The organism is Streptomyces sp. NPDC037203, from assembly GCF_055605065.1.
The window spans coordinates 587434-612035 of record NZ_JBVJUC010000002.1 but is presented as its reverse complement, the minus strand read 5'-3'; the positions used below and the strand labels follow the sequence as shown (position 1 = coordinate 612035).

The 24602-nt window shown below is 71.0% G+C and carries 25 protein-coding genes; 13 read left to right on the top strand and 12 right to left on the bottom strand.

Annotated elements, in window-relative coordinates; translation table 11 throughout:
* Positions 1 to 16: 16 nt before the first annotated feature.
* From ACZ7EC_RS07200 to ACZ7EC_RS07175, 6 genes are all read right to left on the bottom strand, one after another.
* On the bottom strand, positions 17 to 742 hold the full coding sequence (locus ACZ7EC_RS07200; protein WP_471059022.1) for a TerD family protein: 726 nt from the start codon (positions 740 to 742) through the stop codon (positions 17 to 19).
* Between the two features lie 90 nt (positions 743 to 832).
* Positions 833 to 1972, bottom strand: coding sequence for a DUF475 domain-containing protein (locus ACZ7EC_RS07195; protein WP_471059021.1), 1140 nt, complete (start codon positions 1970 to 1972; stop codon positions 833 to 835).
* A 63-nt stretch (positions 1973 to 2035) separates the two neighbouring features.
* Entirely contained in the window at positions 2036 to 2614 is a 579-nt protein-coding gene (locus tag ACZ7EC_RS07190) for a TerD family protein (RefSeq protein WP_397986133.1), read from the bottom strand.
* Between the two features lie 104 nt (positions 2615 to 2718).
* Complete coding sequence (locus ACZ7EC_RS07185) at positions 2719 to 3294, bottom strand: calcium homeostasis/redox stress adaptation protein (protein WP_471059020.1); 576 nt, start codon at positions 3292 to 3294, stop codon at positions 2719 to 2721.
* A 138-nt stretch (positions 3295 to 3432) separates the two neighbouring features.
* Entirely contained in the window at positions 3433 to 3891 is a 459-nt protein-coding gene (locus tag ACZ7EC_RS07180; RefSeq protein WP_471059019.1) for a peroxiredoxin, read from the bottom strand.
* A 121-nt stretch (positions 3892 to 4012) separates the two neighbouring features.
* Positions 4013 to 4450 carry a DUF3052 domain-containing protein gene (locus ACZ7EC_RS07175; RefSeq protein ID WP_471059017.1) on the bottom strand — a complete coding sequence of 146 codons (438 nt, stop codon included), beginning with the start codon at positions 4448 to 4450 and terminating at the stop codon, positions 4013 to 4015.
* Between the two features lie 460 nt (positions 4451 to 4910).
* Here ACZ7EC_RS07175 and aceE point away from each other — a divergent pair, with 460 nt between their 5' ends.
* On the top strand, positions 4911 to 7658 hold the full coding sequence (gene aceE, locus ACZ7EC_RS07170) for a pyruvate dehydrogenase (acetyl-transferring), homodimeric type (protein WP_471059015.1): 2748 nt from the start codon (positions 4911 to 4913) through the stop codon (positions 7656 to 7658).
* Between the two features lie 246 nt (positions 7659 to 7904).
* Here the strand turns inward: aceE and ACZ7EC_RS07165 are convergent, their stop codons facing one another.
* Entirely contained in the window at positions 7905 to 9440 is a 1536-nt protein-coding gene (locus ACZ7EC_RS07165) for an MFS transporter (protein ID WP_471059753.1), read from the bottom strand.
* Positions 9441 to 9658: 218 nt separating this feature from the next.
* On the opposite strand from ACZ7EC_RS07165, the gene ACZ7EC_RS07160 reads away from it, so the two are divergent.
* The 3 genes from ACZ7EC_RS07160 (at position 9659) to ACZ7EC_RS07150 (ending at position 12596) form a co-directional block, all read left to right on the top strand.
* Positions 9659 to 10285 (top strand): TetR family transcriptional regulator, encoded by a 627-nt coding sequence (locus ACZ7EC_RS07160; RefSeq protein WP_471059013.1) that lies wholly within the window; start codon positions 9659 to 9661, stop codon positions 10283 to 10285.
* Between the two features lie 184 nt (positions 10286 to 10469).
* Complete coding sequence (locus ACZ7EC_RS07155) at positions 10470 to 11690, top strand: alpha/beta hydrolase (RefSeq protein WP_471059011.1); 1221 nt, start codon at positions 10470 to 10472, stop codon at positions 11688 to 11690.
* A 66-nt stretch (positions 11691 to 11756) separates the two neighbouring features.
* The gene (locus ACZ7EC_RS07150) at positions 11757 to 12596 is read left to right on the top strand and encodes a DUF4429 domain-containing protein (RefSeq protein ID WP_471059009.1); all 840 of its coding nucleotides are present in this window, start codon (positions 11757 to 11759) and stop codon (positions 12594 to 12596) included.
* 70 nt (positions 12597 to 12666) lie between these two features.
* On the opposite strand, the gene ACZ7EC_RS07145 is transcribed toward ACZ7EC_RS07150, so the two are convergent.
* Together ACZ7EC_RS07145 and ACZ7EC_RS07140 are read right to left on the bottom strand one after the other, a co-directional pair.
* Entirely contained in the window at positions 12667 to 13686 is a 1020-nt protein-coding gene (locus tag ACZ7EC_RS07145) for an aldo/keto reductase (protein ID WP_471059007.1), read from the bottom strand.
* Positions 13683 to 14147, bottom strand: a complete 465-nt coding sequence (locus tag ACZ7EC_RS07140) for a MerR family transcriptional regulator (protein ID WP_471059005.1) — start codon at positions 14145 to 14147, stop codon at positions 13683 to 13685. Before ACZ7EC_RS07140 ends, ACZ7EC_RS07145 begins: the two co-directional genes overlap by 4 nt.
* A 96-nt stretch (positions 14148 to 14243) precedes the next feature.
* On the opposite strand from ACZ7EC_RS07140, the gene ACZ7EC_RS07135 reads away from it, so the two are divergent.
* Positions 14244 to 14732, top strand: coding sequence for a GNAT family N-acetyltransferase (locus ACZ7EC_RS07135; RefSeq protein ID WP_471059003.1), 489 nt, complete (start codon positions 14244 to 14246; stop codon positions 14730 to 14732).
* Between the two features lie 19 nt (positions 14733 to 14751).
* On the top strand, positions 14752 to 15579 hold the full coding sequence (locus ACZ7EC_RS07130; RefSeq protein WP_471059001.1) for a serine hydrolase domain-containing protein: 828 nt from the start codon (positions 14752 to 14754) through the stop codon (positions 15577 to 15579).
* 75 nt (positions 15580 to 15654) lie between these two features.
* On the opposite strand, the gene ACZ7EC_RS07125 is transcribed toward ACZ7EC_RS07130, so the two are convergent.
* Entirely contained in the window at positions 15655 to 16311 is a 657-nt protein-coding gene (locus ACZ7EC_RS07125; RefSeq protein WP_471058999.1) for a pirin family protein, read from the bottom strand.
* A 93-nt stretch (positions 16312 to 16404) separates the two neighbouring features.
* Between ACZ7EC_RS07125 and fasR the strand changes: the two genes are divergently transcribed.
* The 5 genes from fasR (at position 16405) to fabF (ending at position 21381) form a co-directional block, all read left to right on the top strand.
* Positions 16405 to 17610: a fatty acid biosynthesis transcriptional regulator FasR gene (gene fasR, locus ACZ7EC_RS07120; protein ID WP_471058997.1), complete on the top strand. Its 1206-nt coding sequence runs from the start codon at positions 16405 to 16407 to the stop codon at positions 17608 to 17610.
* An 89-nt stretch (positions 17611 to 17699) separates the two neighbouring features.
* Positions 17700 to 18626, top strand: coding sequence for an ACP S-malonyltransferase (locus tag ACZ7EC_RS07115; RefSeq protein WP_471058995.1), 927 nt, complete (start codon positions 17700 to 17702; stop codon positions 18624 to 18626).
* Between the two features lie 17 nt (positions 18627 to 18643).
* Positions 18644 to 19675 (top strand): beta-ketoacyl-ACP synthase 3, encoded by a 1032-nt coding sequence (locus ACZ7EC_RS07110; protein ID WP_471058993.1) that lies wholly within the window; start codon positions 18644 to 18646, stop codon positions 19673 to 19675.
* Between the two features lie 82 nt (positions 19676 to 19757).
* Positions 19758 to 20006 carry an acyl carrier protein gene (locus ACZ7EC_RS07105; protein WP_397986116.1) on the top strand — a complete coding sequence of 83 codons (249 nt, stop codon included), beginning with the start codon at positions 19758 to 19760 and terminating at the stop codon, positions 20004 to 20006.
* Between the two features lie 112 nt (positions 20007 to 20118).
* Positions 20119 to 21381 (top strand): beta-ketoacyl-ACP synthase II, encoded by a 1263-nt coding sequence (gene fabF, locus ACZ7EC_RS07100; protein ID WP_471058991.1) that lies wholly within the window; start codon positions 20119 to 20121, stop codon positions 21379 to 21381.
* A gap of 83 nt (positions 21382 to 21464) precedes the next feature.
* On the opposite strand, the gene ACZ7EC_RS07095 is transcribed toward fabF, so the two are convergent.
* Positions 21465 to 21959, bottom strand: a complete 495-nt coding sequence (locus ACZ7EC_RS07095; protein WP_046425085.1) for a DUF3145 domain-containing protein — start codon at positions 21957 to 21959, stop codon at positions 21465 to 21467.
* A 254-nt stretch (positions 21960 to 22213) separates the two neighbouring features.
* Here ACZ7EC_RS07095 and ACZ7EC_RS07090 point away from each other — a divergent pair, with 254 nt between their 5' ends.
* Positions 22214 to 23098, top strand: a complete 885-nt coding sequence (locus ACZ7EC_RS07090; RefSeq protein WP_471058989.1) for an SGNH/GDSL hydrolase family protein — start codon at positions 22214 to 22216, stop codon at positions 23096 to 23098.
* Here the strand turns inward: ACZ7EC_RS07090 and ACZ7EC_RS07085 are convergent.
* A complete protein-coding gene (locus ACZ7EC_RS07085; RefSeq protein ID WP_471058988.1) occupies positions 23073 to 23555 on the bottom strand; it encodes an SRPBCC family protein in 483 nt (160 codons plus the stop codon). The two genes, ACZ7EC_RS07090 and ACZ7EC_RS07085, sit on opposite strands and share 26 nt — an antisense overlap.
* Positions 23556 to 23600: 45 nt before the next feature.
* Here ACZ7EC_RS07085 and ACZ7EC_RS07080 point away from each other — a divergent pair, with 45 nt between their 5' ends.
* Positions 23601 to 24578, top strand: a complete 978-nt coding sequence (locus ACZ7EC_RS07080; protein ID WP_471058986.1) for an aldose epimerase family protein — start codon at positions 23601 to 23603, stop codon at positions 24576 to 24578.
* Positions 24579 to 24602: the final 24 nt, after the last annotated feature.

Sequence of the window (24602 nt, the reverse complement as noted above, 5' to 3'; positions counted from 1 at the left end):
GAACCGTCCCCGTGGATCAGACCTTCGTCTTGTATCCCCGGCCCCACTGGAGCCCCCACCCGTACAGCCGGTCCAGTTCGGCCTGGAAGCCGTAGACGAACTTGACCTCGCGGCGGACCATCAGCTCGCCCTTGACGTTCTCGATCAGCAGGACGGCGCAGGAGCGGGCCTGGGGGTGGCGTTCGTCCAGGCTGATCTCCAGGCGGGGGCCGCTGCTGGGGTACAGGGTGACGATGGCGTGCGTGCGGTCGAACGCCGGGGTCTGGTCGTAGATGTACACGAAGACCAGGATCCGCTTGATGGCCTCGCGGTGGTCGAGGTTGATGTACATCGTCTCGCCGGAGCCCGAGCCGAACCGGTCGTCACCGCTGATCTTGATGTACGGCGCCGCGTTGATGTCGCCCAGGTAGTCGCCCAGCGGCTGTACGACGCCCTTGGTGCCGTCGGTCAGTTCGTACAGGCAGCCCAGGTCGAGGTCGACGTCGACCATGCTCTGCCCGTGGCCCTGGATCTCCGGCGGCTTCAGGGCCCTGAGGGGGTGCCGCAGCAGGCTGGGGCGCTGGGCGTCGAAGTCGGAGGTGCGCATCCGCCAGGTGAGGTTGACGCGCAGATGGCCGGTGGCCGCGCCCTGTTTGGTGAGGGACGCCGAGTGCCGCCGCTTGGTGAGTTCGATGGCGTTGGTCGCGTTGCCGGAGTCGAAGTCGACCGCGCGAGCGCCCAGCAGTCCGTCGAAGAAGCCCATGTCCCGCCCCCAGGTCGTCGTCCCTCATGCGTCCGGGGCGGCCGGCCGCGCCCGCCGCCCCGAACAGAGCGTTCCTCATGGATCAGGGTGTCACACCCCGGAGGGGACCCCGGCCTTCTCCCCGCTGCCGCCTTCGGCCGCGGCGAGGGCCCGGTTGCGCCGCACGGAGGACCAGAAGGACAGGGCGATCAGGACGACGCCGACGAGGCCGGTGATCACCTCGTTGATCTCGTGCTGGATGGTGACCATGAGGATGATGGCCAGGGCGCCGATCGCGTAGTGGGCGCCGTGCTCCAGGTAGACGTAGTCGTCGAGGGTGCCCTGGCGGACCAGGTAGACGGTGAGCGAACGGACGTACATCGCGCCGATGCCGAGGCCGAGGGCCATCATCACGATGTCGTTGGTGATGGCGAAGGCGCCGATCACGCCGTCGAAGGAGAAGGACGCGTCCAGGACCTCCAGGTAGAGGAACATGAAGAACGCGGCCTGGCCGGCCAGCAGCACGGCCGACTTCTGCTTGCCCGAGCGGGCGGCCTCTTCCTCCGCCTCGTGCTCGCGCTCCTCCTCTTCTTCGAGGCGGTCCTCGAAGAAGCCGGAGAGACCGCCGACGATCATGTACGTGATCAGGCCGGCGATGCCGGAGATCAGAACCGTCTGCGCCTTGTCGACGTGCGCGCCGCCGTGCTGGTGGGCGTGGGTGGCGAAGGTGAAGGAGGTGACCAGCAGGACGATCAGGGCGATGCAGACCGACAGCATGTCGACCTTGCCGAGCTTGGCGAGCGGCCGCTCGATCCACTGGAGCCACTTGATGTCCCGGTCCTCGAAGATGAAGTCCAGGAAGATCATCAGCAGGAACATGCCGCCGAAGGCCGCGATCGCCGGGTGGGCATCGGTGACGAGCTGCTGGTAGCGGTCCTTGTCGGCGAAGGCGAGGTGCACCGCGTCGACCGGGTTGAGCTTGGCGGTGATGGCCACGATGACGACGGGGAAGACCAGCCGCATGCCGAAGACTGCGATGAGGACGCCCACCGTGAGGAAGATCTTCTGCCAGAAGGCGTTCATCTTCTTCAGGATTCCGGCGTTGACCACCGCGTTGTCGAAGGACAGCGAGATCTCCAGGACGGCGAGGATCGCCACGACCCCGAAGGCCTCCCACCCCCCGTAGAACACGGCGGCCACCAAGCCGATCGCGGTGACCGCGAACGACCAGCCGAAGGTTTTCAGTAGCACTGGTTACCCCATCGTGTTGTGGGGGCGCCTCCCCTGAGGGTCTCCCCCGCGCCGAGCACGGCTTTACGAAACGTTGACCCCAAAGTCTAGAGCGATGCCGCGCAGCCCCGACGCGTACCCCTGACCGACCGCCCGGAACTTCCATTCGCCCTGGTAGCGGTACAGCTCGCCGAAGATCATGGCGGTTTCGGTGGAGGCGTCCTCGCTGAGGTCGTACCGGGCGAGTTCTTGACCGTCCGACTGGTTGACCACCCGGATGAACGCGTTGGAGACCTGTCCGAAGGTCTGGCCGCGCTCGTCGGCCATATGGATGGAGACCGGGAAGATGATCTTCTCGCACTGCGGGGGCACCTTGGCGAGGTCCACCAGGATCGACTCGTCGTCGCCCTCGCCCTCACCCGTGAGGTTGTCACCGGTGTGCTCGACGGAACCGTCCGGGCTCTTGAGCTGGTTGTAGAAGACGAACCACTCGTCGCCCATCACCCGGTTGTTGGCGCCGCACAGCAGCGCGCTGGCATCCAGGTCGAAGGGGGCGCCGGTGGTGGAGCGCGCGTCCCAGCCGAGCCCGATCATGACGTTGGTGAGGTTCGGTGCGGCCTTGGAGAGGGAGACATTGCCTCCCTTGGCGAGCGTCACGCCCATGTTTGCTGGTCCTCCCCTGACGGTGCTTCCTGTTTCCTGCGCGTCCGGCGCCGGCCGTAAACGGCGCGGCGCCGGACGGTGTACCAGCTGTCGGACGTCGGACGTCAGACGTTGACGCCGAAGTCCTGGGCGATGCCGCGCAGCCCGGACGCGTAGCCCTGGCCGATGGCGCGGAACTTCCACTCCGCGCCGTTGCGGTACAGCTCGCCGAAGACCATGGCGGTCTCGGTGGAGGCGTCCTCGCTGAGGTCGTAGCGGGCGATCTCGGTCTCGCCGGCCTGGTTGACGACGCGGATGAACGCGTTGCGCACCTGGCCGAAGGACTGCTGGCGGTTCTCGGCGTCGTAGATCGACACCGGGAACACGATCTTGTCGACGTCGGCGGGGACGGCGGCGAGGTCGATCTTGATCTGCTCGTCGTCGCCCTCGCCCTCACCGGTGATGTTGTCGCCGGTGTGCTCCACGGAGCCGTCGGGGCTCTTGAGGTTGTTGAAGAAGACGAAGTGCTGGTCGCTGATGACCTTGCCGGAGCTGTTCAGCAGCAGCGCGCTCGCGTCGAGGTCGAAGTCCGTGCCGGTCGTGGTGCGCACGTCCCAGCCGAGTCCGACGATGACGGCGGTCAGGCCCGGTGCCTCCTTGGTCAGCGAGACGTTGCCGCCCTTGCTGAGGCTGACTCCCACGAGTCCTCCATGTGGTGTCGAGGGGCGGGGAGCCCCGTCGTGCTTCGGATATGGGATCAACGAGCCGATCCTAGTGACGAGTTCCCGCCCCCCGCAGACCCTGGACCCGAAGGTTCCCAGGTTCGGCCGACCGGCCGACTAGAGGGTGTCGAGCGCCTTCACGTACTCGTTCAGGTCGCGCGCGTCCGGCAGCCCGTTCACCACGGTCCAGCGCACGACGCCTTCCTTGTCGATGATGAAGGTGCCCCGCACCGCGCAACCCTTGTCCTCGTCGAAGACGCCGTAGTCACGCGAGACGTTGCCATGCGGCCAGAAGTCGCTGAGCAGCGGGTATTCCAGGCCCTCCTGCTCGGCGAAGACCCGCAGGCTGTGGATGGAGTCGTTCGAGACGGCGAGCAGCTGCGTGTCGCGGTCGGCGAACTTCGGCAGGTTGTCGCGCAGCTCGCACAGCTCGCCGGTGCACACGCCGGTGAAGGCGAAGGGGTAGAAGAGCAGGACCACGTTCTTCTCGCCGCGGAAATCGGCGAGCCGCACAGTGCGGCCGTGGTTGTCCTTGAGCTCGAAGTCGGGTGCCTTGTCGCCGACCTGGATCGCCATGTCGTGCTTCCCTTCGGTGGGCTGTTCGGGTGAGAGCACAGCAAACGCTCGGTTCCACCCTACGCAGCGATCACCTGGGTTCCGGACGGGCCGGGGCGAGATCCGGCCCGTCCGGTCGCGGTCACCGCTTCGACTTGGCCGCCTTCGGCGTGGCCAGCCGGCTGCCGCTCCAGTCCTTGCCGACGCTGACGCTCTTGGCGGCGGTGAGGCCGGCCGTCGTCGCGGCTTCCGAGATGTCGCTCGGCTCGACGTATCCCGAACGGCCGGTCTTCGGCGTGAGGAGCAGAATCGCGCCGCCCTCTTCGATGTACGTGGTGGCATCCACCAGCGCATCCGTCAGGTCGCCGTCGTCGTCACGGAACCAGAGCACGACGGCGTCGGCCACGTCGTCGTATTCCTCGTCCATCAGGTCGCCCTCGATGGCTTCCTCGATGGCCTGGCGGAGTTCCTGGTCGACGTCCTCGTCGTAGCCGATCTCCTGGACCACCTGTCCGGGCTGGAACCCCAGCCTGGCGGCAGGGTTCGTCCGCTCCTCCGCGTGGTCCGCGGTCGCGCTCACGGGTTGCCTCCTGATCATGTCTGGTGAATATCTCAGCCACGCGCGTGCGCGAAGCATTGGCCGTAGTCCACACGGGCGGGGCGGATAGCGCAAGTACCCGGCCGTCCTGACCGCCGAAACGGTGACGATCCCGGCCGTGTCGTGGCAACTCCTGGCACCGTATCTCGATTCCGCGCCACCCACATCACCCGCATGTGCCCGGTTTGCGCTCGGCGGAATCTTCCGCGGCCGGAACCATCGAACAACTTTGCCAAGCGCGTCACACCTCGGGCGTATCGTTGCGTTTTGACCGGCGGTGTGCTCCGGCGGTACGCGGGGTGGCGACGGTGGAGATGACGGACGTCCTCCCGCGGTACACGATGGGGAACGGCGCGGGCACTGGCAGTAGGCATGAGCGGCAGTGCCGACGAGCAGTAGGCACGAGCAGCGACAACCGGCCCTCCGACAGGTAAGGAACAGCGTGGCTTCCGGATCCGATCGCACCCCGATCATCATTGGCGGCCTTCCGAGTCAGGTTCCTGACTTCGATCCCGAAGAGACCCAGGAGTGGCTCGACTCCCTCGACGCCGTCGTGGACGAACGCGGCCGGGAGCGGGCCCGCTATCTCATGCTGCGGCTGATCGAGCGGGCCCGCGAGAAGCGCGTGGCCGTGCCCGAGATGCGCAGCACGGACTACGTCAACACGATCCCGACCAAGAGCGAGCCGTTCTTTCCGGGCAACGAGGAGATCGAGCGCAGGATCCTGAACGCGACCCGCTGGAACGCGGCCGTGATGGTCTCGCGCGCCCAGCGGCCCGGCATCGGCGTGGGCGGCCACATCGCCACCTTCGCCTCCTCGGCGTCCCTCTACGACGTCGGCTTCAACCACTTCTTCCGCGGCAAGGACGAGGGCGACGGCGGCGACCAGGTCTTCTTCCAGGGCCACGCCTCCCCCGGCATCTACGCCCGCGCCTATCTGCTGGACCGGCTCACCGAGCACCAGCTGGACGGCTTCCGCCAGGAGAAGTCGGCGTACCCGAACGGACTGTCCAGCTATCCGCACCCGCGCTCCATGCCGGACTTCTGGGAGTTCCCGACGGTCTCCATGGGCCTCGGCCCGCTGGGCGCGATCTACCAGGCGCGGATGAACCGCTACATGGAGGCGCGCGGCATCGCGGACACCTCCAGGTCGCATGTGTGGGCGTTCCTGGGCGACGGCGAGATGGACGAGCCGGAGTCGCTCGGCCAGCTCACGCTCGCGGCCCGCGAGGGCCTGGACAACCTGACCTTCGTGGTCAACTGCAACCTCCAGCGCCTGGACGGCCCGGTGCGCGGCAACGGCAAGATCATCCAGGAGCTGGAGTCGGTCTTCCGGGGCGCCGGATGGAACGTGATCAAGCTGATCTGGGACCGCTCCTGGGACCCGCTGCTGGCCCAGGACCGGGACGGCGTCCTGGTCAACAAGATGAACATGACACCGGACGGGCAGTTCCAGACGTACGCCACCGAGTCCGGCGCGTACATCCGGCAGCACTTCTTCGGCGACGACCACCGGCTGCGGGCGATGGTCGAGAACCTGACCGACGACCAGATCCTGCACCTGGGCCGCGGCGGCCACGACCACCGCAAGATCTTCGCGGCCTTCAAGGCAGCCAAGGAGCACAAGGGCCAGCCGACGGTCATCCTGGCCAAGACGATCAAGGGCTGGACGCTGGGCCCGAACTTCGAGGGCCGCAACGCCACGCACCAGATGAAGAAGCTGACGGTCGACGACCTGAAGCGCTTCCGGGACCGGCTGCACCTGCCGATCTCCGACCGGGAGCTGGAGTCCGGCCTGCCGCCTTACTACCATCCGGGGCGGAACTCGGAGGAGATCCAGTACATGCACGACCGCCGCAAGGGCCTCGGCGGGTACGTCCCCACGCGCGTCGTGCGTTCCAAGGCGCTCGCGCTGCCGGACGACAAGGCGTACGCGACCGTGAAGAAGGGCACCGGTCAGCAGTCCATCGCGACCACGATGGCCTTTGTGCGGCTGCTCAAGGACCTCATGCGGGACAAGGAGATCGGGCGGCGCTTCGTACTGATCGCGCCGGACGAGTACCGCACCTTCGGCATGGACTCCTTCTTCCCGAGCGCGAAGATCTACAACCCGCTCGGGCAGCAGTACGAGTCGGTGGACCGGGAACTGCTCCTCGCCTACAAAGAGTCGCCGACGGGCCAGATGCTGCACGACGGCATCTCCGAGGCGGGGTGCACGGCCTCGCTGATCGCGGCGGGGTCCGCGTACGCGACGCACGGCGAGCCGATGATCCCGGTGTACGTCTTCTACTCGATGTTCGGGTTCCAGCGCACGGGCGACCAGTTCTGGCAGATGGCCGACCAGCTCGCGCGCGGGTTCGTCCTCGGCGCGACCGCGGGTCGTACGACGCTCACCGGCGAGGGGCTGCAGCACGCCGACGGGCACTCGCAGTTGCTGGCCTCCACGAACCCGGCGTGCGTCGCGTACGACCCGGCGTACGCCTACGAGATCGCGCACATCGTCCAGGACGGGCTGCGGCGGATGTACGGCAGCTCGGCGGAGCACCCGCACGGCGAGGACGTCTTCTACTACCTCACCGTCTACAACGAGCCCATCCAGCACCCCGCGGAGCCGGCCGGGGTGGACGTCGAGGGCATCGTCAAGGGCATCCACAAGCTGTCCGACGGCCCCGGCGGGGAGGTTCCGGCGCAGATCATGGCGTCCGGTGTCGCGGTGCCGTGGGCGCTCGAGGCGCAGCGGATCCTCGCGGAGGACTGGAACGTACGGGCCTCGGTGTGGTCCGCGACGTCCTGGAACGAGCTGCGGCGGGAGGCGGTGGCCTGCGAACAGCACAACCTGCTGCACCCGGAGGAGGAGCAGCTGGTGCCGTACGTGACGCGCAAGCTGAGCGGCTCGGAGGGGCCGTTCGTGGCGGTGTCGGACTGGATGCGGTCGGTGCCGGACCAGATCGCGCGCTGGGTGCCCGGTCCCTACCAGTCGCTGGGCGCCGACGGGTTCGGCTTCGCGGACACGCGGGGGGCGGCGCGGCGCTTCTTCCACATCGACGCGCAGTCGATCGTGGTGGCGGTGCTCACGGAGCTGGCACGGGCGGGGAAGGTGGATCGCTCGGTACTGAAGCAGGCGATCGACCGGTACCAGGTGCTGGACGTCACCGCGGCGCATCCTGGTGTCGCCGGGGGCGACGCGTAGTCCAGGTCTGCCGGGGCGGGCCGGGGGCGGGGTGACGCTCGCCGGCACCGGCAGGGTGCCTCCCCCGAGGGGGCACCCCCACCGGCGGGCCCCCACCCGGCGGCCCCCTCGGCGGTCTACAGACGCGCACCGCCCCCCTCCTGCCGTGCGCGTCTGCAAACCCGGCTACCGGTGGAAACTCTGTCCCGCCCCGGCCGCGCCACGCCAGCGAACGCCCCGCACATCACCCGGCCGGGCGACCGCGGGTCAGATGTGACCCACGCCGGCCCCCGCCTCCGCGTTGTCCCCGCGCTTGGTGAGCAGGGCGACCAGGACCGCGACCACGGCGACGCCCGCGGCCACCAGGCACGCGAGGCTCATCCCGGAGATGAACGTGTCGTGCGCCACGGAAGTGATCTTGGCGGCGACCGGCGCCGGTATTCCCTTCTGCACCGGCGCCACACCTGCCTGCACCGCCTCCGACGCCTGGTCCAGCTGGGCCGGAGTCAGCGGCGGCAGCCCCGCGCGGGACCAGTTGCCCGGCAGCGCGCTGTCGACCTTGGACGCCATCACCGCGCCGAGCACCGCCGTACCGAGGCTGCCGCCGATCTGCATGGCGGCCTGCTGGAGACCGCCGGCGACACCGGACAGCTCCATGGGCGCGTTGCCCACGATGACCTCGGTCGCGCCGACCATGACCGGGGCGAGGCCGAGGCCGAGGAGGGCGAACCAGATCGACATCACGCCGCTGCCGGTGCCGGCCTTCAGCGTGGACATGCCGTACATCGCGATCGCGGTCGCGGCCATGCCGCCGGCCAGCGGGATCCGCGGGCCGAGCTTGGTGATCGCGGCGCCGGCGAGCGGCGAGGCGACGATCATCATGCCGGTGAGCGGCAGCAGGTGCAGGCCCGCGTTCACCGGGGACATCCCGTGCACGTTCTGGAGGTAGAAGGTCACGAAGAACAGGCCGCCCATGAAGGCGATGGCCATCAGGACCATCAGGACCACACCGGCCGACAGCGGCACGGAACGGAACAGGCCGAGCGGCACGAGCGGTTCGGCGACCCTGGTCTCCCAGAACGCGAAGAACGCGAAGAGGAGGACCGAGGCGGCGATGAAGCCCCAGGTCCTGCCGTCGCCCCAGCCCCAGCCCGGCGCCTTGATGAGGGCCCAGACGAGGCAGAACATCGCGCCGGACAGCAGGGCGATGCCGAGCACGTCGAAGGAGCGCGGGGCGTTGCGCGCGCGGTGGTCGAGCAGGATCAGCAGGCCGAGGACCAGGGCGATGGCGCCGACCGGCACGTTGATGAAGAACACCGACTGCCAGTTGACGTGCTGCACGAGCACGCCGCCGAGGATCGGGCCGCCCGCGGTGGACGCGCCGATCACCATGCCCCAGATGCCGATGGCCATGTTGAGCCGCTCGGCCGGGAACGTGGCCCGCAGCAGGCCGAGCGCGGCCGGCATCAGCAGCGCGCCGAACAGGCCCTGGAAGACGCGGAAGGTGACGACCGCGGCGATGCTGTGGGACAGCCCGATCGCGCCGGAGGCGGCGGCGAAGCCGGTCACGCCGATGAGGAAGGTCTGCCGGTGCCCGAAGCGGTCACCGAGCTTGCCCGCGGTGATCAGGGTGACCGCGAGGGCGAGGAAGTAGGCGTTGGTGATCCACTGCACGTCGGCGAAGGTCGCGTGCAGATGGTCGCGGATGGCCGGGTTGGCGATGGCCACGATGGTGCCGTCCAGGGCCACCATCATGACCCCTACGGCCACGGTGATCAGGGTGAGCCACGGGTGGCCGCGCATCCCGGTGGGCGCGGCCTGCTCCGCCGGGGCCGACGGGGCTCCGTCGCCCGGCCCCGTCGCGTCGATGGTGGTCTGACCAGTCATGCGTTCGAGACTAGTGACAGCCACTGACAGTTGACAAACAGTTTCATAAGTCGGTGACTGACAGGGCAGACTGTCGGTCCACGCCGATCCACTTCGATCAGGCCGGATGTTCGGAAAGGGGCCGTCGAGGGGCCATGGAGACGCTGCGCGAACGCAAGAAGCGGCGCACTCGGGAGTCGCTGCTGCGGGCCGCTCTCGAACTGTTCACCACGCAGGGGTACGAGCGCACGACGGTGGACGAGATCGCCGCGGCCTGCGACGTCTCGCAGCGCACCTTCTTCCGCTACTTCGCGGGCAAGGAGGACGCGGCCTTCGCGGTGCAGGAGACGACGGAGGCCCTCTTCCTGTCCGCCCTGCGCGCCCGGCCGCCGCACGAGGCTCCGATGGAGGCGCTGCGGCACGCCCTCCTCGAGGACTGGGAGCCGATCCGGGAGACCGTCGAGTCCACCGTGCCGATGGAGCTGTATCTGCGGATGTACCGGACGATCGAGTCGACGCCCGCGCTGCTCGCCGCCCATCTGCGCCGCTCGACCGCCGTCGAGGAGTCCCTCGCCCGGCTACTGGCCGAGCGGGAGGGCGTGGACGTGGACACGGACCCCCGGCCGCGGCTCGCGGTGGCGGTGTTCGGCGGGGTGATTCGGGTCACGGAACGGCAGTGGTGCCTGGGCCGGGACTTCAGCCTGGAGGCCGTCAGATCGCTTACCGCCGCCTACCTCGATCAGGTGAGTTCGGCCCTCCAGGGGAACTGGCGCGCGGGCTGAGGCCGTTGGCACCATGCCGCGAAGATCGGCACAAGTGTGTCCGGGGGGCCGCCGACGGGGTGTTCGGCAGATCGACCGGGACCGGCCGAAAAGATCGTTCACCGCGTGTTCGATCTCCGTCGAAACGTGATCCCGGTCACTGGGTTACCGCGAGACCGTCCCGTTCTCCTAGTGTGTCCTCCCAGTGACTTCCTTCGACCCCTCCTCCCCGCAACTCAACGTCTGGCGCGCGATGCTGGCGCTGGCCGTCGTGTTCGTGATGCTCGCCACCACCGGCTGGACCGCCCTGCACACCCACCGCGAGTCGGGCCCGCTCCAGGCGTCGCTCGACCAGTGGACGCACGGCACCCTGCACGGACAGCGGCTGCCGGACCCCGAGGCCGGCCCCGCGCGACTCACCCGCTTCTTCGTCTCGCTCTCCGCCCAGGACCGCGGCCGCCTCGCGCACCGCTATCCGCTCGCGGTGGGCAACATGAACGGCGCGCCGGCCGCCCTGCGCTACCAGGCGAACCACATCGCCCTGGAGCAGCAGCGCGACGTCGAGCGCGAACGGATGCACGACAACCGGCTCAGCACGGCCGGCCAGCAGGACGCCGGCCGTCGTATGCACCGCTACGAGTCGCTGCTGACCCCCGGCCGCCAGATCCTGTCCTTCGACCCGGCGGGCGCCGGCCGCATCGCCGAGGTCTTCGGGAACCTGGCCACGGCGCAGCGGATCTCGGTCGTCGTCCCCGGTGTCGACACCGATCTGCTCACCTTCCAGAAGACCAACCGCCCCTACACCGCCCCGGTCGGCATGGCCAAGGCGCTGTTCGCGGCGGAGCACACCGCCGCCCCGAAGACGCGTACGGCCGTGATCGCCTGGGCCGACTACACCGCCCCCGACGGCCTCGGGGTGGACGCGGCCACCGGGGCACGCGCGGCGGAGGGCTCTCTGCGGCTGAACGCGCTGCTGCGGGCCCTGCCCGGCCGGTCCCCGGTGTCGCTGTTCTGCCACAGCTACGGCTCCGTGCTGTGCGGGGTCGCCGCGCACGACATGCCCGCACGGGTCGCCGACATAGCGGTGGCCGCCAGCCCCGGCATGCGCACCTCCAAGGCCGCCGACCTCGGCACCACCGCGCGCGTGTGGGCCATGCGGGACGCCACCGACTGGATCCAGGACGTGCCGTACCTGGAGCTGGGCGGGCTCGGGCACGGCGCCGATCCGGTCGCCGCCGGCTTCGGGGCGCGGGTGCTGTCCGCGCGGGACGCGCAGGGCCACGCCGGGTACTTCACGCCGGGCACGGACAGCCTGCGCAACCTCGCCGACATCGGCACCGGCGCGTACTCCGCGGTGACGTGCGCCGACGGAAATGACGGGTGCCGCTCCGGTCTGCCCGCCGCGACGACGGCCCAACGCGCGTAGAAACAGCAGGAAGTGCGGTCCGCGAAGGTGGCGACGGAGGAGGTCGGGCCGCATACGATGAGCCGCATGGGTGACGTACTGGCGGGTTTTCATGCCGTCTGGGAGTTCGAGTCCGACTCCGTCCTCATCCGCTACGAACGGGGGATTCGAGCACCGAAGCTGTTCCAGGCGCTCGGAGAGCGGCGGATTCCGCTGTCCGCGCTGGAAGAGGTCACGCTCGCGCCGGGCCGGCGCGGCACCCTCGTCCTGCGGCTGGTGCCCCGAGCGGGCGCGGATCCACTCATGGACGCGGCGGACGGGCAGCTGAAGGAGGGTTCCGATCCGTACCGGCTGGTCGTGCCGGCCGAGCGGGAGTCCCAGGCGGCGTCCTGCGCCGAGGAACTGGCGGCGCTGCTGACGGAGTCGGGGCCGGCCGACCGGTATCTGGTGGCCGCGCCCACGGCGCCGCTCCAGTTCAAGGCGTACGACGGGAAGGCGACGTTCGACGGGACGTCCGTGCAGTTCCGCTGGTCCTGGACGGGCGCGTCCACGGCCAAGTGGAAGGCGGGCGACCGGAGTTACGCGGTCGCCGAGCTCAGCGGGGTGGAGTGGCGCTCGCCGGAGGCCCTGAAGGGGTTCCTGCGGCTGCGCGCCGCGGGCACGGAGCCGGTACCGGAACCCGACCAGGACCCGGCGGCGGTGGTGTTCGGACTGGGCTACGGCCCGGTGCACGAGTCGCTGCCGTTCGCCGCGGCGGTGCTCGCGGCCGTACGCGCGCGCCGGCCGGTGCCCGCGGTGCCGCAGTGCCGCCGCGACCCCGCGGACATCGCCGAGCGGATCAGGCACCTCGGGGAACTGCACCAGGCCGGGCTGGTGACCGACGAGGAGTTCGCCGGCAAGAAGGCCGAGTTGCTGGCCGAGCTCTGAGGCGTCCGCCGGGTCCGGCGGGGCGCGGGGCGGTCGGCCGCGCGGCCCCCGCGTTCCCGCCGGGGCCGGCCTACGCCTCCCTGCCCGCCGACGTGAACGTCATGTCCGCGTACCGGTCGCCCGCCACCTTGCCCGCGATCGGCTCCAGCCGGTCGAGCTCGTCCCCGGTCAGGGTGATCCGGGTCGCGGCCACGTTCTCCTCCACCCGGCTCGCCTTGCGGGTGCCCGGAATGGGGATCACCGGGAGGGAGTCGACCGCGGCGCGCTGCTGGACCCAGGCCAGGGCGATCTGCGCCGGGGTGGCGCCATGGGCGGTGGCGATGGCGCGCAGCGGCTCCAGGAGGGCCGCGTTGGCGGCGGCGTTGTCACCGGTGAAGCGGGGCTGCTGACGGCGGAAGTCGTCGGCCGGCAGATCCTTGTCCGCGTCGGCGAACGCGCCGGTGAGGAAGCCCCGGCCGAGCGGCGAGTACGGCACCAGGGCGACACCCAGCTCCCGCGCGGCCGGCACGACATGCGTCTCGATGTCCCGGCTGAACAGGGACCACTCCGACTGCACGGCCGCGATCGGGTGCACGGCGTGCGCGGCGCGCAGCTCCTCGGCGGTGACCTCGCTGAGGCCCAGGTGCTTGACCTTGCCCTCGCGCACCAGCTCCGCCATCGTGCCCACGCTCTCCTCGATGGGCACGTTCACATCGCGGCGGTGCATGTAGTAGAGGTCGATCACGTCCACGCCGAGCCGCTGGAGGCTGGCCTCGACGGCCGCGCGGATGTACGGGGGGTCGTTGCGGATGATCCGCTTGGTCGGGTCGTCCTCCGGGATGGACAGGGCGAACTTGGTGGCGATCACCACCTCGTCGCGGTGGGCCCGGAAGAACGGGGCGAGGAACCGCTCGTTCTCGCCGGCGCCGTACGCGTCGGCGGTGTCGTAGAGGGTCACGCCCAGCTCCAGGGCGCGGTCCAGGGCGGCGCGCGCCTGGCCGGCGTCGGTGGGGCCGTAGGCGAAGCTCATGCCCATGCAGCCGAGTCCCTGCACACCGACCTCGGGCCCCTGTGCGCCCAGGCGGGCCGTCGGAATCCTGGTGTCGGTCATCGCTTGTTCCCCTCGTCGGCGTAAAAGTTGATCTTGTAGTCGAGCACGGCGAGCGTCTCCCGCAGCTCCGCGATCCGGCCGAGCACGTCCCGGCGGGTCTGCTCCAGCAGCTCCTGCCGCTCCCGGTAGGTCCCGGCTCCCTCGCGCACCAGCTCCGCGTACCTCACCATGTCCGCCACCGGCATGCCGGTCAGCCGCAGCTTGGACACCAGGTGCAGCCAGTCCAGGTCGCGGTTGGTGTAGCGGCGCTGACCGGTGTGCGAGCGGTCGACGTGCGGCATCAGGCCGATCCGTTCGTACCAGCGCAGCGTGTGCGCGGTCAGGCCGGTGCAGGCGACGACCTCGCTGATCGTGTAGCTGTCCTGGCCGTCCGGGCGCGGGTGGCGCGGGGGCCGGGCGGAGCAGATGTCGGCGGGGTGGGAGTCCTCGAGCGTCGCAGGCGTGGTCTGCATCACCGTCATGCCTCAACGCTATGACGTTGGAGTGCGCTCCAAGCAAGCCGAGCCGGTGAGAAATCCGCACGACCGGGCGCCGGGCCGGTGGATAGCCTGCGGGCCATGAGTCTCGCACGCCGGGCCGCGCCCGAGGATGCCGCCGAAGTACTGCGCCTGCGCCAGGTCATGATCGACTCGCTGGACCGGCCGGGCTTCACCGGAGAGACGGGCTGGCAGGCCGAGTCCCTGCCGCTGCTGCGCGAGCGGCTCGCCGGCGCCGGCAGCGACGGCGGCGGTGACTTCGCGGCGTTCGTCGTCGAGTCGCCGGACCGGCCGGGCGCGCTGGCCGCGCTGGCGGCGGGCACCGTGGACTACCGCGTCGGCACCCCCCTCAACCCGCGGGGCCGGGTCGGCTACGTGTTCAGCGTGGCCACCGACCCGGACGCCCGGCGCCGGGGCTACGCGCGGGCGTGCATGGACGAGCTGCTGACCTGGTTCCGGGAGCGGGGCGCCGGTCATGTCCTGCTCACCGCCTCGCCGGACGCGCGGCCGCTGTACGAGTCGCTGGGCTTCACCCGTGATCCCGACCCGTCGATGCGGCTCGTGCTGTGAGCCGCATAGGCTCGGCGGCATGTCGTTGAACAGCCTGGCGTCGATCGAGAACTGGCCCGTGCCCACCGCGGCCGCGGGTGTCGTCCGAGCCGACGGGACCGTGCTCGGGACGCACGGACCCCTCGCCCACCGCTTCCCCCTCGCCTCGGTCACCAAGCCGCTGGCCGCCTACGCGGCGCTGGTGGCGTACGAGGAGGGGGCGATCGAGCTGGACGAGCCGGCCGGGCCGCCCGGCGCGACGGTGCGGCATCTGCTCGCGCACACCTCGGGACTCGCCTTCGACGAGCACCGGGTGATGGCACCGCCCGGAGAGCGGCGGCTGTACTCCAACGCCGGGTTCGAGCAGCTCGGCGACCACATCGCCAAGGCGACGGACATCCCGTTCGCGGACTACGCGCGGCAGGCGGTGCTGGAGCCGCTGGGCATGACGTCCACCTCGCTCGCCGGCTCCCCGGCGAAGGACGGCGTCTCGACGGTGGCGGACCTGCTGCGGTTCGCGGCGGAGGTGCAGGCACCCCGGCTGCTGGACGCGCGTACGGTCGTGGAGGCGATGACCGTCCAATTCCCCGGCGCCAAGGGCGTGCTGCCGGGCTACGGCCACCAGAACCCGAACGACTGGGGCCTCGGCTTCGAGATCCGCGACGGCAAGTCCCCGCACTGGACCGGGAGTTCCTCCTCCCCGCGCACCTTCGGCCACTTCGGGCAGGCCGGCACCTTCCTGTGGATCGACCCGGACGCGGGCCTCGCCTGCACCGCCCTGGCCGACCGCGCCTTCGGCCCCTGGGCCGTCGAGGCATGGCCGGTCCTCACCGACGCGGTGCTGGCCGAGACGCGCGGCGTGCGCTGACCAGCGGTCCGGCGGCCTCCCCCGGCCGCAGCACGGGCGACCTGACCGCCTGGCGCGACGGCGAGGGCCGAGCCGTCAGCCGGTCATCTCCCACACCAGCAGCTCGGCCGGGGTCACCGCCACCGCCGACAGGTCCCGCGCGCCGGTGATCCGGGCCGCGTCCCCCGCGCCCAGCTCCACGCCGTCCAGCAGCGCCCCGCCGCGCACCACGTGGACGTACAGGTACGGCGCGTCCGGTACGGCCGTCCGCTCCCCCGCGCCCAGCCGGCGCACATGCAGCACCGCGCCCGCGGCCGGGACGGCGTAGGGGGTGGCGTCGGCGATGCCCGGCACGATGTCGTACGACGGTTCGCCGCCCGGCTCCCGCGGCGCCAGCCACATCTGGAGGAAGGCCAGGGGGCCCGGCCCGTCGTTGCGTTCGACGTGCCGGACGCCCGCCGCCGCGCTGAGGTGCTGGACGTCGCCCGGACGCACGGTGCGCCGGTGGCCCGAGGAGTCGCGGTGGGTCAGCTCGCCCTCGATCACCCAGGTGACGATCTCGGTGTGGCTGTGCGGGTGTTCGCCGAATCCGGCGCCGGGCGCGAGCCGTTCCTCGTTGCAGGCGATCAGCGGGCCGAAGCGCACATTTCCGGGGTCGTAGTGCGGGCCGAAGGAGAAGGCGTGGCGGGTCTCGATCCCGGCCGCCGGGTCCCCGCCCGGATAGCGCTCGGCGGCGCGCCGTACGTCGATCACGAGCCCACCGTAGCCCCGCGCCCGGTGCGCGCGGACGCCGGGTCGCCGACCCGCCGACGCATGGTCCCGTCCGGATAAGGCACCCTTGTCCCCGTGCCCGAACCCGAATCCCACCCTGGTGACCCCGCGGCATCCGCCGCCCATACGCACGCCGCGACCCTGAAACGGCTGGAGAAGTCCTCCGGGAGTCTCGCCGCCCAGGCCATCGCGCGGATGGACGAGACCCTGCCGTGGTACCGGGCCATGCCCCCGGAGAACCGGTCCTGGATCGGGCTGGTCGCCCAGGCGGGCATCGCGGCGTTCACCGAGTGGTTCCGGCATCCGGGCGCCCCGCAGGCGATCTCCACGGACGTCTTCGGGACCGCGCCGCGCGAGCTGACGCGGGCGATCACGCTGCGGCAGACCGTGGAGATGGTGCGCACCACCATCGAGGTCATGGAGAGCGCCATCGACGAGGTGGCCGCGCCGGGTGACGAACGGGTGCTGCGCGAGGCGCTGCTGGTGTACGCGCGGGAGATCGCCTTCGCGACCGCCCAGGTGTACGCCCAGGCCGCCGAGGCACGCGGTGCCTGGGACGCGCGCCTGGAGTCGCTGGTGGTCAACGCCGTGCTCAGCGGCGAGGCCGACGAGGGCGCGGTCAGCCGGGCCGCGGCGCTGGGCTGGAACTCGCCGGAGCATGTGTGCGTCGTCCTCGGCACCGCGCCGGACGGGGACAGCGAGCTGACCGTGGAGGCGATCCGGCGGGCCGCGCGGCACGCCAAGCTCCAGGTGCTCACCGGCGTCCTCGGGGACCGCCTGGTGGTGATCGCGGGCGGCAGCAACAACCCGCTCGCGGTGGCCAAGTCGCTGATCGGGCCGTACGCGGCCGGTCCGGTGGTCGCCGGTCCGGTGGTACCGGACCTGCTGGCCGCCACCCGGTCCGCGCAGGCCGCCGCGGCAGGGCTGAAGGCGTGCACGGCGTGGCAGGACGCGCCGCGGCCCGTGCTGGCGGACGATCTGCTGCCGGAGCGCGCGATCGCGGGCGACCCGAGCGCCCGTGAGCAGTTGGTGGAGGAGATCTACAGACCGCTGGGAGAGGCCGGATCGGCGCTCCTGGAGACCCTGAGTGTGTACCTGGAGCAGGCGAGCAGCCTGGAGGGCGCGGCGCGGATGCTTTTCGTTCACCCGAACACCGTGCGCTACCGGCTCCGACGTGTGACAGACGTCACCGGGTGGTCGCCTTCGGATGTACGATCCGCGTTCACGCTGCGGATCGCGCTGATCCTGGGGCGCCTGGCCGACGGTGACCCCCAGGCATAGGGTTTTGTCGGAGGTCAACAAAAGCCCTCCATGTTCTTCGTCCCTGTCCCCACGGGCGGCCGTGCCCGTACCCAAGAGAGAGTGTGAGAGTGCTCGTACTCGTCGCTCCCGGCCAGGGCGCCCAGACGCCCGGCTTCCTGACCCCCTGGCTCGAACTCCCCGGTGCCGCCGACCGTGTCGCCGCCTGGTCGGACGCCATCGGCCTCGACCTGGTGCACTACGGGACCCAGGCCGACGCCGACGCGATCCGGGACACCGCCGTGGCCCAGCCGCTGCTGGTCGCCGCCGGGATCCTGTCCGCCGCGGCACTCGGTGCCATGTCGGAGATCGCGCCGGGCGCGGTGGCCGGGCACAGCGTCGGCGAGATCACCGCGGCCGCCTTCGCGGGCGTGCTGTCGGACGCCGCGGCCCTGAAGCTGGTCCGCACCCGCGGCCTCGCCATGGCGGAGGCCGCCGCGATCACCGAGACCGGCATGTCCGCGCTGCTCGGCGGCGACCCGGAGACCTCGGTCGCGCACCTGGAGAAGCTGGGCCTGACGCCGGCGAACGTCAACGGCGCGGGGCAGATCGTCGCGGCGGGCACGCTGGAGCAGCTGGCCGCGCTGAACGAGGACAAGCCCGAGGGCGTGCGCAAGGTCGTCCCGCTCAAGGTGGCCGGTGCCTTCCACACCCGGCACATGGCTCCCGCGGTCGATGCGCTGGCCGGGGCCGCCGCCGGGCTCGCGCCCGCCGATCCCAAGATCGCCTACGTCTCCAACAAGGACGGCAGGACCGTCGCCTCCGGCGGCGAGGTGCTGGAGCGCCTGGTCGGCCAGGTGGCCAACCCGGTGCGCTGGGACCTGTGCATGGAGACGTTCAAGGAACTGGGTGTCACCGCGCTCATCGAGGTGTGCCCCGGCGGCACGCTCACCGGACTGGCCAAGCGGGCGCTGCCCGGCGTCAAGACGCTGGCCCTGAAGACCCCCGACGACCTCGACGCGGCCCGTGCGCTCATCACCGAGCACGTCGACGCCTGACGCCTAAGGAGCCGTAGATGGCGAAGATCAAGCCCAGCAAGGGCGCCCCGTACGCGCGCATCCTCGGTGTCGGCGGCTACCGCCCGACCCGTGTGGTGCCCAACGAGGTGATCCTGGAGAAGATCGACTCCTCCGACGAGTGGATCCGCTCCCGCTCCGGCATCGAGACCCGGCACTGGGCGGGCCCCGAGGAGACGGTCGCCGCGATGTCGGTCGAGGCGGCCGGCAAGGCGATCGCCGACGCCGGTATCGACGCCTCGCGGATCGGCGCGGTCGTCGTCTCGACGGTGTCGCACTTCGCCCAGACCCCGGCCATCGCCACCTCGATCGCCGACCAGCTCGGCACCGACAAGGCGGCCGCCTTCGACATCTCGGCCGGCTGCGCGGGCTTCGGCTACGGCCTCACCCTGGCCAAGGGCATGGTGGTGGAGGGCTCCGCCGAGTACGTCGTGGTGATCGGCGTGGAGCGGCTCAGCGACCTGACCGACCTGGAGGACCGGGCCACGGCCTTCCTGTTCGGCGACGGCGCCGGCGCGGTCGTGGTGGGCCCCTCCGAGGAGCCGGCCATCGGCCCGACCGTATGGGGCTCCGAGGGTGACAAGTCCGACATCATCAAGCAGACCGTCCCGTGGGACCGCTTCCACATCGGCGACGTCGGCGAGCTCCCGCTGGACAGCGCGGGGAACATCAAGTTCCCCGCGATCACGCAGGAGGGCCAGGCGGTGTTCCGCTGGGCCGTGTTCGAGATGGCGAAGGTCGCCCAGCAGGCGCTGGACGCGGCCGGGATCACCTCGGAAGACCTGGACGTCTTCATCCCGCACCAGGCCAATGTGCGGATCATCGACTCGATGGTGAAGACTCTCAAGCTGCCGGAGCATGTCACGGTCGCCCGTGACATCCGCACCACCGGCAACACCTCGGCCGCCTCGATCCCGCTCGCCATGGAGCGGCTCCTGGCGACCGGGGAGGCCAAGAGCGGCGACACCGCGCTCGTCATCGGATTCGGGGCGGGTCTCGTCTACGCCGCCACGGTCGTTACCCTCCCCTAGGCACTCCGTGCCGGATCATGCGATCCGGTGGGGAGACCAATGCCACCAACCCGTCTGGATTATCGAAGAAGGAGCGCCTGACATGGCCGCCACCAAGGAAGAGATCGTCGAGGGTCTCGCGGAAATCGTGAACGAGATCGCCGGTATCCCGGTCGAGGACGTCGAGCTGGACAAGTCCTTCACCGACGACCTGGACGTCGACTCGCTGTCCATGGTCGAGGTCGTCGTCGCCGCCGAGGAGCGCTTCGACGTGAAGATCCCGGACGAGGACGTCAAGAACCTCAAGACCGTCGGCGACGCGACCGACTACATCCTCAAGCACCAGGCCTGAGCCATTCGCTGAGGCCCTCTGGTCCGGCAGGCCGCGAGGCCGCCGGGCTGCAAGGCCCCGCCACCCGGCGGTGGCGCCGTAGATTCCCGCATCCGTTGGAGAAAGAATTCCCGTGAGCCCGACCAATCGCACCGTGGTCGTCACCGGTATCGGCGCAACCACACCGCTGGGTGGCGACGCAGCCTCGTTCTGGGAGGCCCTGGTCGCCGGCACGTCCGGTGTCCGCCTCCTGGAAGAAGACTGGGCGGCGGACCTGCCGGTCCGCATCGCCGCCCGGATCGCCGTCGAGCCGGGTGAGATCCTCCCCCGGCCGCAGGCCCGCAAGCTCGACCGCTCGGCGCAGTTCGCGCTGATCGCCGCGCGCGAGGCGTGGCAGGACGCCGGCTTCACCGCCAGGGCCGGCGAGGACGCCTCGGTCAACCCCGACCGGCTCGGCGCGGTCATCGCCTCCGGCATCGGCGGCGTGACCACGCTCCTCGACCAGTACGACGTGCTGCGGGAGAAGGGCGTCCGCCGCGTCTCCCCGCACACCGTGCCGATGCTCATGCCCAACTCCCCGGCAGCCAACGTCGGTATCGACCTGGGCGCGCGCGCCGGCGTGCACACCCCCGTCTCGGCCTGCGCCTCGGGCGCGGAGGCCATCGGGTACGCGGTCGAGATGATCCGCACCGGGCGTGCGGACGTGGTCATCGCCGGTGGCACCGAGGCCGCGATCCACCCGCTGCCCATCGCCGCGTTCGGCAACATGATGGCGATGTCCAAGAACAACGACGACCCGACGGGCGCGTCCCGGCCCTTCGACGCGGGCCGCGACGGCTTCGTGCTCGGCGAGGGCGCCGGTGTGATCATCCTGGAGTCCGAGGAGCACGCGAAGGCCCGCGGCGCCCGGATCTACGTGGAGGCGGTCGGCCAGGGCATCTCCGCCGACAGCCACCACATCACGCAGCCGGAGCCCTCGGGCAACGGCATCGCGCAGGCGCTCCAGAACCTGATGGACAACACGGACCTGAAGCCGGCCGAGGTCGTGCACGTCAACGCGCACGCCACGTCCACCCCGCAGGGCGATGTCGCCGAGATCAAGGCGCTGTGGAAGGTGTTCGGCGACGACGTCGAGCACATGGCGATCTCCGCCACGAAGTCGATGACCGGTCACCTGCTCGGCGGCGCCGGCGGCATCGAGACCGTGGCGTCGATCCTGGCGCTGGTGAACCGCACGGCGCCGCCGACGATCAACGTGAAGGACCTCGACGCCGAGGTCAACGCGGACATCGTGGTCGGCGAGGCGCGGCAGTTGCCGCAGGGCCGGATCGCCGCGCTGAACGACTCGTTCGGCTTCGGCGGCCACAACGTGGTGCTGGCGTTCCGCACGATCTAGTACGTGCCTGCGAGTACGCACAGGGAAGGGCCCCCACCGGCTGGTGGGGGCCCTTCCCGCGTCCATGGACCACCGGGTGGTACTCAGACCACCTGGTGCAGCCACCGCACCGGCGCGCCCTCGCCCGCGTAGCGGAACGGTTCCAGTTCGTCGTCCCACGGCTTGCCGAGCAGCTTGGCGATCTCGGCCTCCAGGTCGGTCTCCTCGCGCTGGGAGCGGGTGAGGGCGGCGCGCAGCCGGTCCTCGGGGATGAGGATGTCGCCGTGGATGCCGGTGACGGCGTGGAAGATGCCCAGGTCGGGGGTGCAGCTGTAGCGCTCGCCCTCGGCGGTGGCGCAGGGTTCCGCGGTGACCTCGAAGCGCAGCAGGTGCCAGCCGCGCAGCGCGGAGGCGAGCTTGGAGGCGGTGCCGGGCCGGCCCTGCCAGGAGAACTCCGAGCGCCAGGTGCCGGGGGCCGCGGGCTGCCGGATCCAGTCCAGGTTGACGCGCGTGCCGAGCACCCCCGCGACGGCCCACTCGACGTGCGGGCACAGCGCGCGCGGCGCGGAGTGCACGTACAGAACTCCACGTGTCGTCACCGGAACCTCCGGGCAGAGCGGGACATCTTGCTGGCTTGCTGGCGGCCGTGGCACGAACGGCCGCGCTGATGGCGAGGCTACCTTGCGGCGGGGCAAGGAGGGTGACGTACCGTCGGTCCCGGTGCCAGGAATCCTTCACCATTCACCCAGTGGGACGCTTGTACGGGCCCCGTTCGTTCCAGCGGCCCGGACACCGGGAACCCTCGCACGTTGTCATGGGGAAAGCACCACTTCGAGCGAGGAGAACACCAGGGATGCGGAAGCGAAGCCACCGGGCGCGGCTCGCCCTGGCCGTGGCGGCGGCCACCGTGCTGGGCGTCGCCGGGTGCGACACCGGGGGCTCGGCCGCGACTCGGGGCACCGCGGCCAGGGCCGCCAAGGCGCCGCTGTGGAACCGCAGTCCGGCCTCGATCGCCGCGGTCGGCGACTCCATCACCCGTGGCTTCGACGCGTGCACGGTGCTGTCGGACTGCCCCGAGGTGTCCTGGGCGACGGGCAGCGACGCCCAGGTGGACAGTCTGGCGGTGCGGCTGCTCGGTGCGCGGGGCGCGGCCGCGCACAGCTGGAACTACGCGATGACGGGCGCCCGGATGGCGGATCTTTCGCAGCAGATGGCGGACGCGGCGAGTCGCGACCCGGAACTGGTCACGGTGCTGGTGGGCGCGAACGACGCCTGCCGCTCCTCCACGAGGGCGATGACCCCGGTCGCCGGCTTCCGCGCGGACTTCGAGGAGGCCCTGCGCACGCTGCGCGCGACCGCGCCCAGGACGCAGGTGTACGTCGCGAGCGTGCCGAACCTGAAGCGGCTCTGGGAGCAGGGCCGGGGCAATCCGCTGGGCAAGGAGGTGTGGAAGCTCGGCATCTGCCCCTCGATGCTGGGCGACGCCGACGACCTGGGCGCGGCGGCCGAGCACCGGCGCGACCAGGTGGCGGACCGGGTGGTCGCCTACAACAAGGTGCTGAAGGAGGTCTGCGCCGCCGACCGCCGCTGCCGCTTCGACGGCGACGCGGTGTACGACTACCGCTTCGGCACCGGCCAGCTCAGCCAGTGGGACTGGTTCCACCCCAGCAAGGACGGCCAGGCCCGGCTGGCGGCGATCGCGTACCGGACGGTCACGGCCGCCGGTCCGGTGGCGTAGCGTCCGCCTCCCGGTACCGGGCCAGTTCGGCGGCCAGGCGGCGCATGGCCGTCCGGTTGGCGCGGCGCATCGTGGCGCGGACGACGGGGGCCAGCAGGCGTTCGGGCAGCGGGGCGCGCAGCCAGGTGTAGGTGAAGGAGACGCGGCTGCCGCCGTCCGGGAGCGGGGCGATGGTGTATATGCCGTGGGCCTGGCGGCGGCCGGCGGCGCTGACGTTGTGCTCGACGATGCGGTGCGGCGGGCGGGAGTTGATGACCTCGATGCCGACGTCGGTCCTGGTGCCGCCCAGGGCGGCGGTGACGGTGGCGCGGGCGCCGAAGCCGCGGCTCGGGCCGCTGCAGCGCCAGTCGGTCAGGTAGTGGTCGGTGAACCGCTCGTGGTGGGCCAGCACATCGAGGAAGTCGTGGACCTGTGCGGGCGGGCAGGGAACCTGGGTCGACACGGTGACGGGTCGCATGACCGCACGCTACAGAGGTCCGGGGCGGTCACCTAGGGTTTTGGCATGAGCGAACTCTTCGGCACACTTCCCGACGGCACCGAGGTCCACCGCTGGACGCTGGAGCGGGGCGGCACGCGGGTGGAGATCCTGACGTACGGCGGGATCGTACGGTCCGTCGAGGTGCCGGACCGGGCGGGCCGGACGGCGGACGTGGTGCTCGGGTTCCCCGGCCTCGACGGCTACCTCGCGCATCCGGAGCCGTACCTGGGCGCGCTGGTCGGGCGGTACGCCAACCGGCTCGCGGGGGCGCGGTTCGCGCTGGACGACGCGGTGTACGCCCTGGAGCCGAACGAGGGGCCGCATCTGCTGCACGGGGGTGCGCGCGGGTTCGACAAGCGGGTGTGGGAGGCGACGGCGGTCGGGCACGGGGTGCGGCTGGCGCGGGTGAGTCCGCACGGCGAGGAGGGCTTCCCCGGCCGGCTCGACGTGGTGGTGACGTACACGCTGGACGCGTCCGGTGCGCTGCGGATCGCGTACGAGGCGACGACGGACGCGCCGACGGTGGTCGCGCTCACCAGCCACGGCTACTTCAACCTCGCGGGCGCCGGGACCGGTTCGGCCGCCGGGCACGAACTGCGGCTCGCCGCCTCCCGGTTGACGCCGGTCACCGGGGAGCTGATCCCGACGGGCGAGCTGCGCGACGTGACCGGCTCGCGCTTCGACTTCCGCGAGGCCCGCAAGGTGGGCACGGGCTACGACCACAACTTCGTGCTCGACAAGGGAGTCACGGCCGCCCCCGAGGAGGTCGCCGAGCTGCACGACCCCTCCTCCGGCCGCACCCTCACGGTCTCCACCACCGAGCCCGGCCTCCAGCTCTACACCGGCGACCACCTCCCCGCGCCCTTCGCCCCCGGCGACGGGATCGCCCTGGAGACCCAGCACTTCCCGGACTCCCCGAACCACCCGTCCTTCCCGTCCACGGTGCTGCGCCCCGGCGAGGTGTACCGCTCCGAGACGGTGTACGCCTTCTCCGTGCGCTGAACCCGCCGGCCCCGCCTGATGCGG

Excerpts from the sequence above, each read along its gene's own strand:
- ACZ7EC_RS07200 (WP_471059022.1), bottom strand. The coding sequence starts at position 742 with ATGGGCTTCTTCGACGGACTGCTGGGCGCTCGCGCGGTCGACTTCGAC.
- ACZ7EC_RS07190 (WP_397986133.1), bottom strand. The coding sequence starts at position 2,614 with ATGGGCGTGACGCTCGCCAAGGGAGGCAATGTCTCCCTCTCCAAGGCC.
- ACZ7EC_RS07180 (WP_471059019.1), bottom strand. The coding sequence starts at position 3,891 with ATGGCGATCCAGGTCGGCGACAAGGCACCCGACTTCGAGCTCAAGGAC.
- ACZ7EC_RS07165 (WP_471059753.1), bottom strand. The coding sequence starts at position 9,440 with ATGCGCGGCCACCCGTGGCTCACCCTGATCACCGTGGCCGTAGGGGTC.
- ACZ7EC_RS07160 (WP_471059013.1), top strand. The coding sequence starts at position 9,659 with ATGGAGACGCTGCGCGAACGCAAGAAGCGGCGCACTCGGGAGTCGCTG.
- ACZ7EC_RS07150 (WP_471059009.1), top strand. The coding sequence starts at position 11,757 with ATGGGTGACGTACTGGCGGGTTTTCATGCCGTCTGGGAGTTCGAGTCC.
- ACZ7EC_RS07145 (WP_471059007.1), bottom strand. The coding sequence starts at position 13,686 with ATGACCGACACCAGGATTCCGACGGCCCGCCTGGGCGCACAGGGGCCC.
- ACZ7EC_RS07140 (WP_471059005.1), bottom strand. The coding sequence starts at position 14,147 with ATGACGGTGATGCAGACCACGCCTGCGACGCTCGAGGACTCCCACCCC.
- ACZ7EC_RS07135 (WP_471059003.1), top strand. The coding sequence starts at position 14,244 with ATGAGTCTCGCACGCCGGGCCGCGCCCGAGGATGCCGCCGAAGTACTG.
- ACZ7EC_RS07130 (WP_471059001.1), top strand. The coding sequence starts at position 14,752 with ATGTCGTTGAACAGCCTGGCGTCGATCGAGAACTGGCCCGTGCCCACC.
- ACZ7EC_RS07110 (WP_471058993.1), top strand. The coding sequence starts at position 18,644 with ATGGCGAAGATCAAGCCCAGCAAGGGCGCCCCGTACGCGCGCATCCTC.
- ACZ7EC_RS07105 (WP_397986116.1), top strand. The coding sequence starts at position 19,758 with ATGGCCGCCACCAAGGAAGAGATCGTCGAGGGTCTCGCGGAAATCGTG.
- ACZ7EC_RS07090 (WP_471058989.1), top strand. The coding sequence starts at position 22,214 with ATGCGGAAGCGAAGCCACCGGGCGCGGCTCGCCCTGGCCGTGGCGGCG.
- ACZ7EC_RS07085 (WP_471058988.1), bottom strand. The coding sequence starts at position 23,555 with ATGCGACCCGTCACCGTGTCGACCCAGGTTCCCTGCCCGCCCGCACAG.
- ACZ7EC_RS07080 (WP_471058986.1), top strand. The coding sequence starts at position 23,601 with ATGAGCGAACTCTTCGGCACACTTCCCGACGGCACCGAGGTCCACCGC.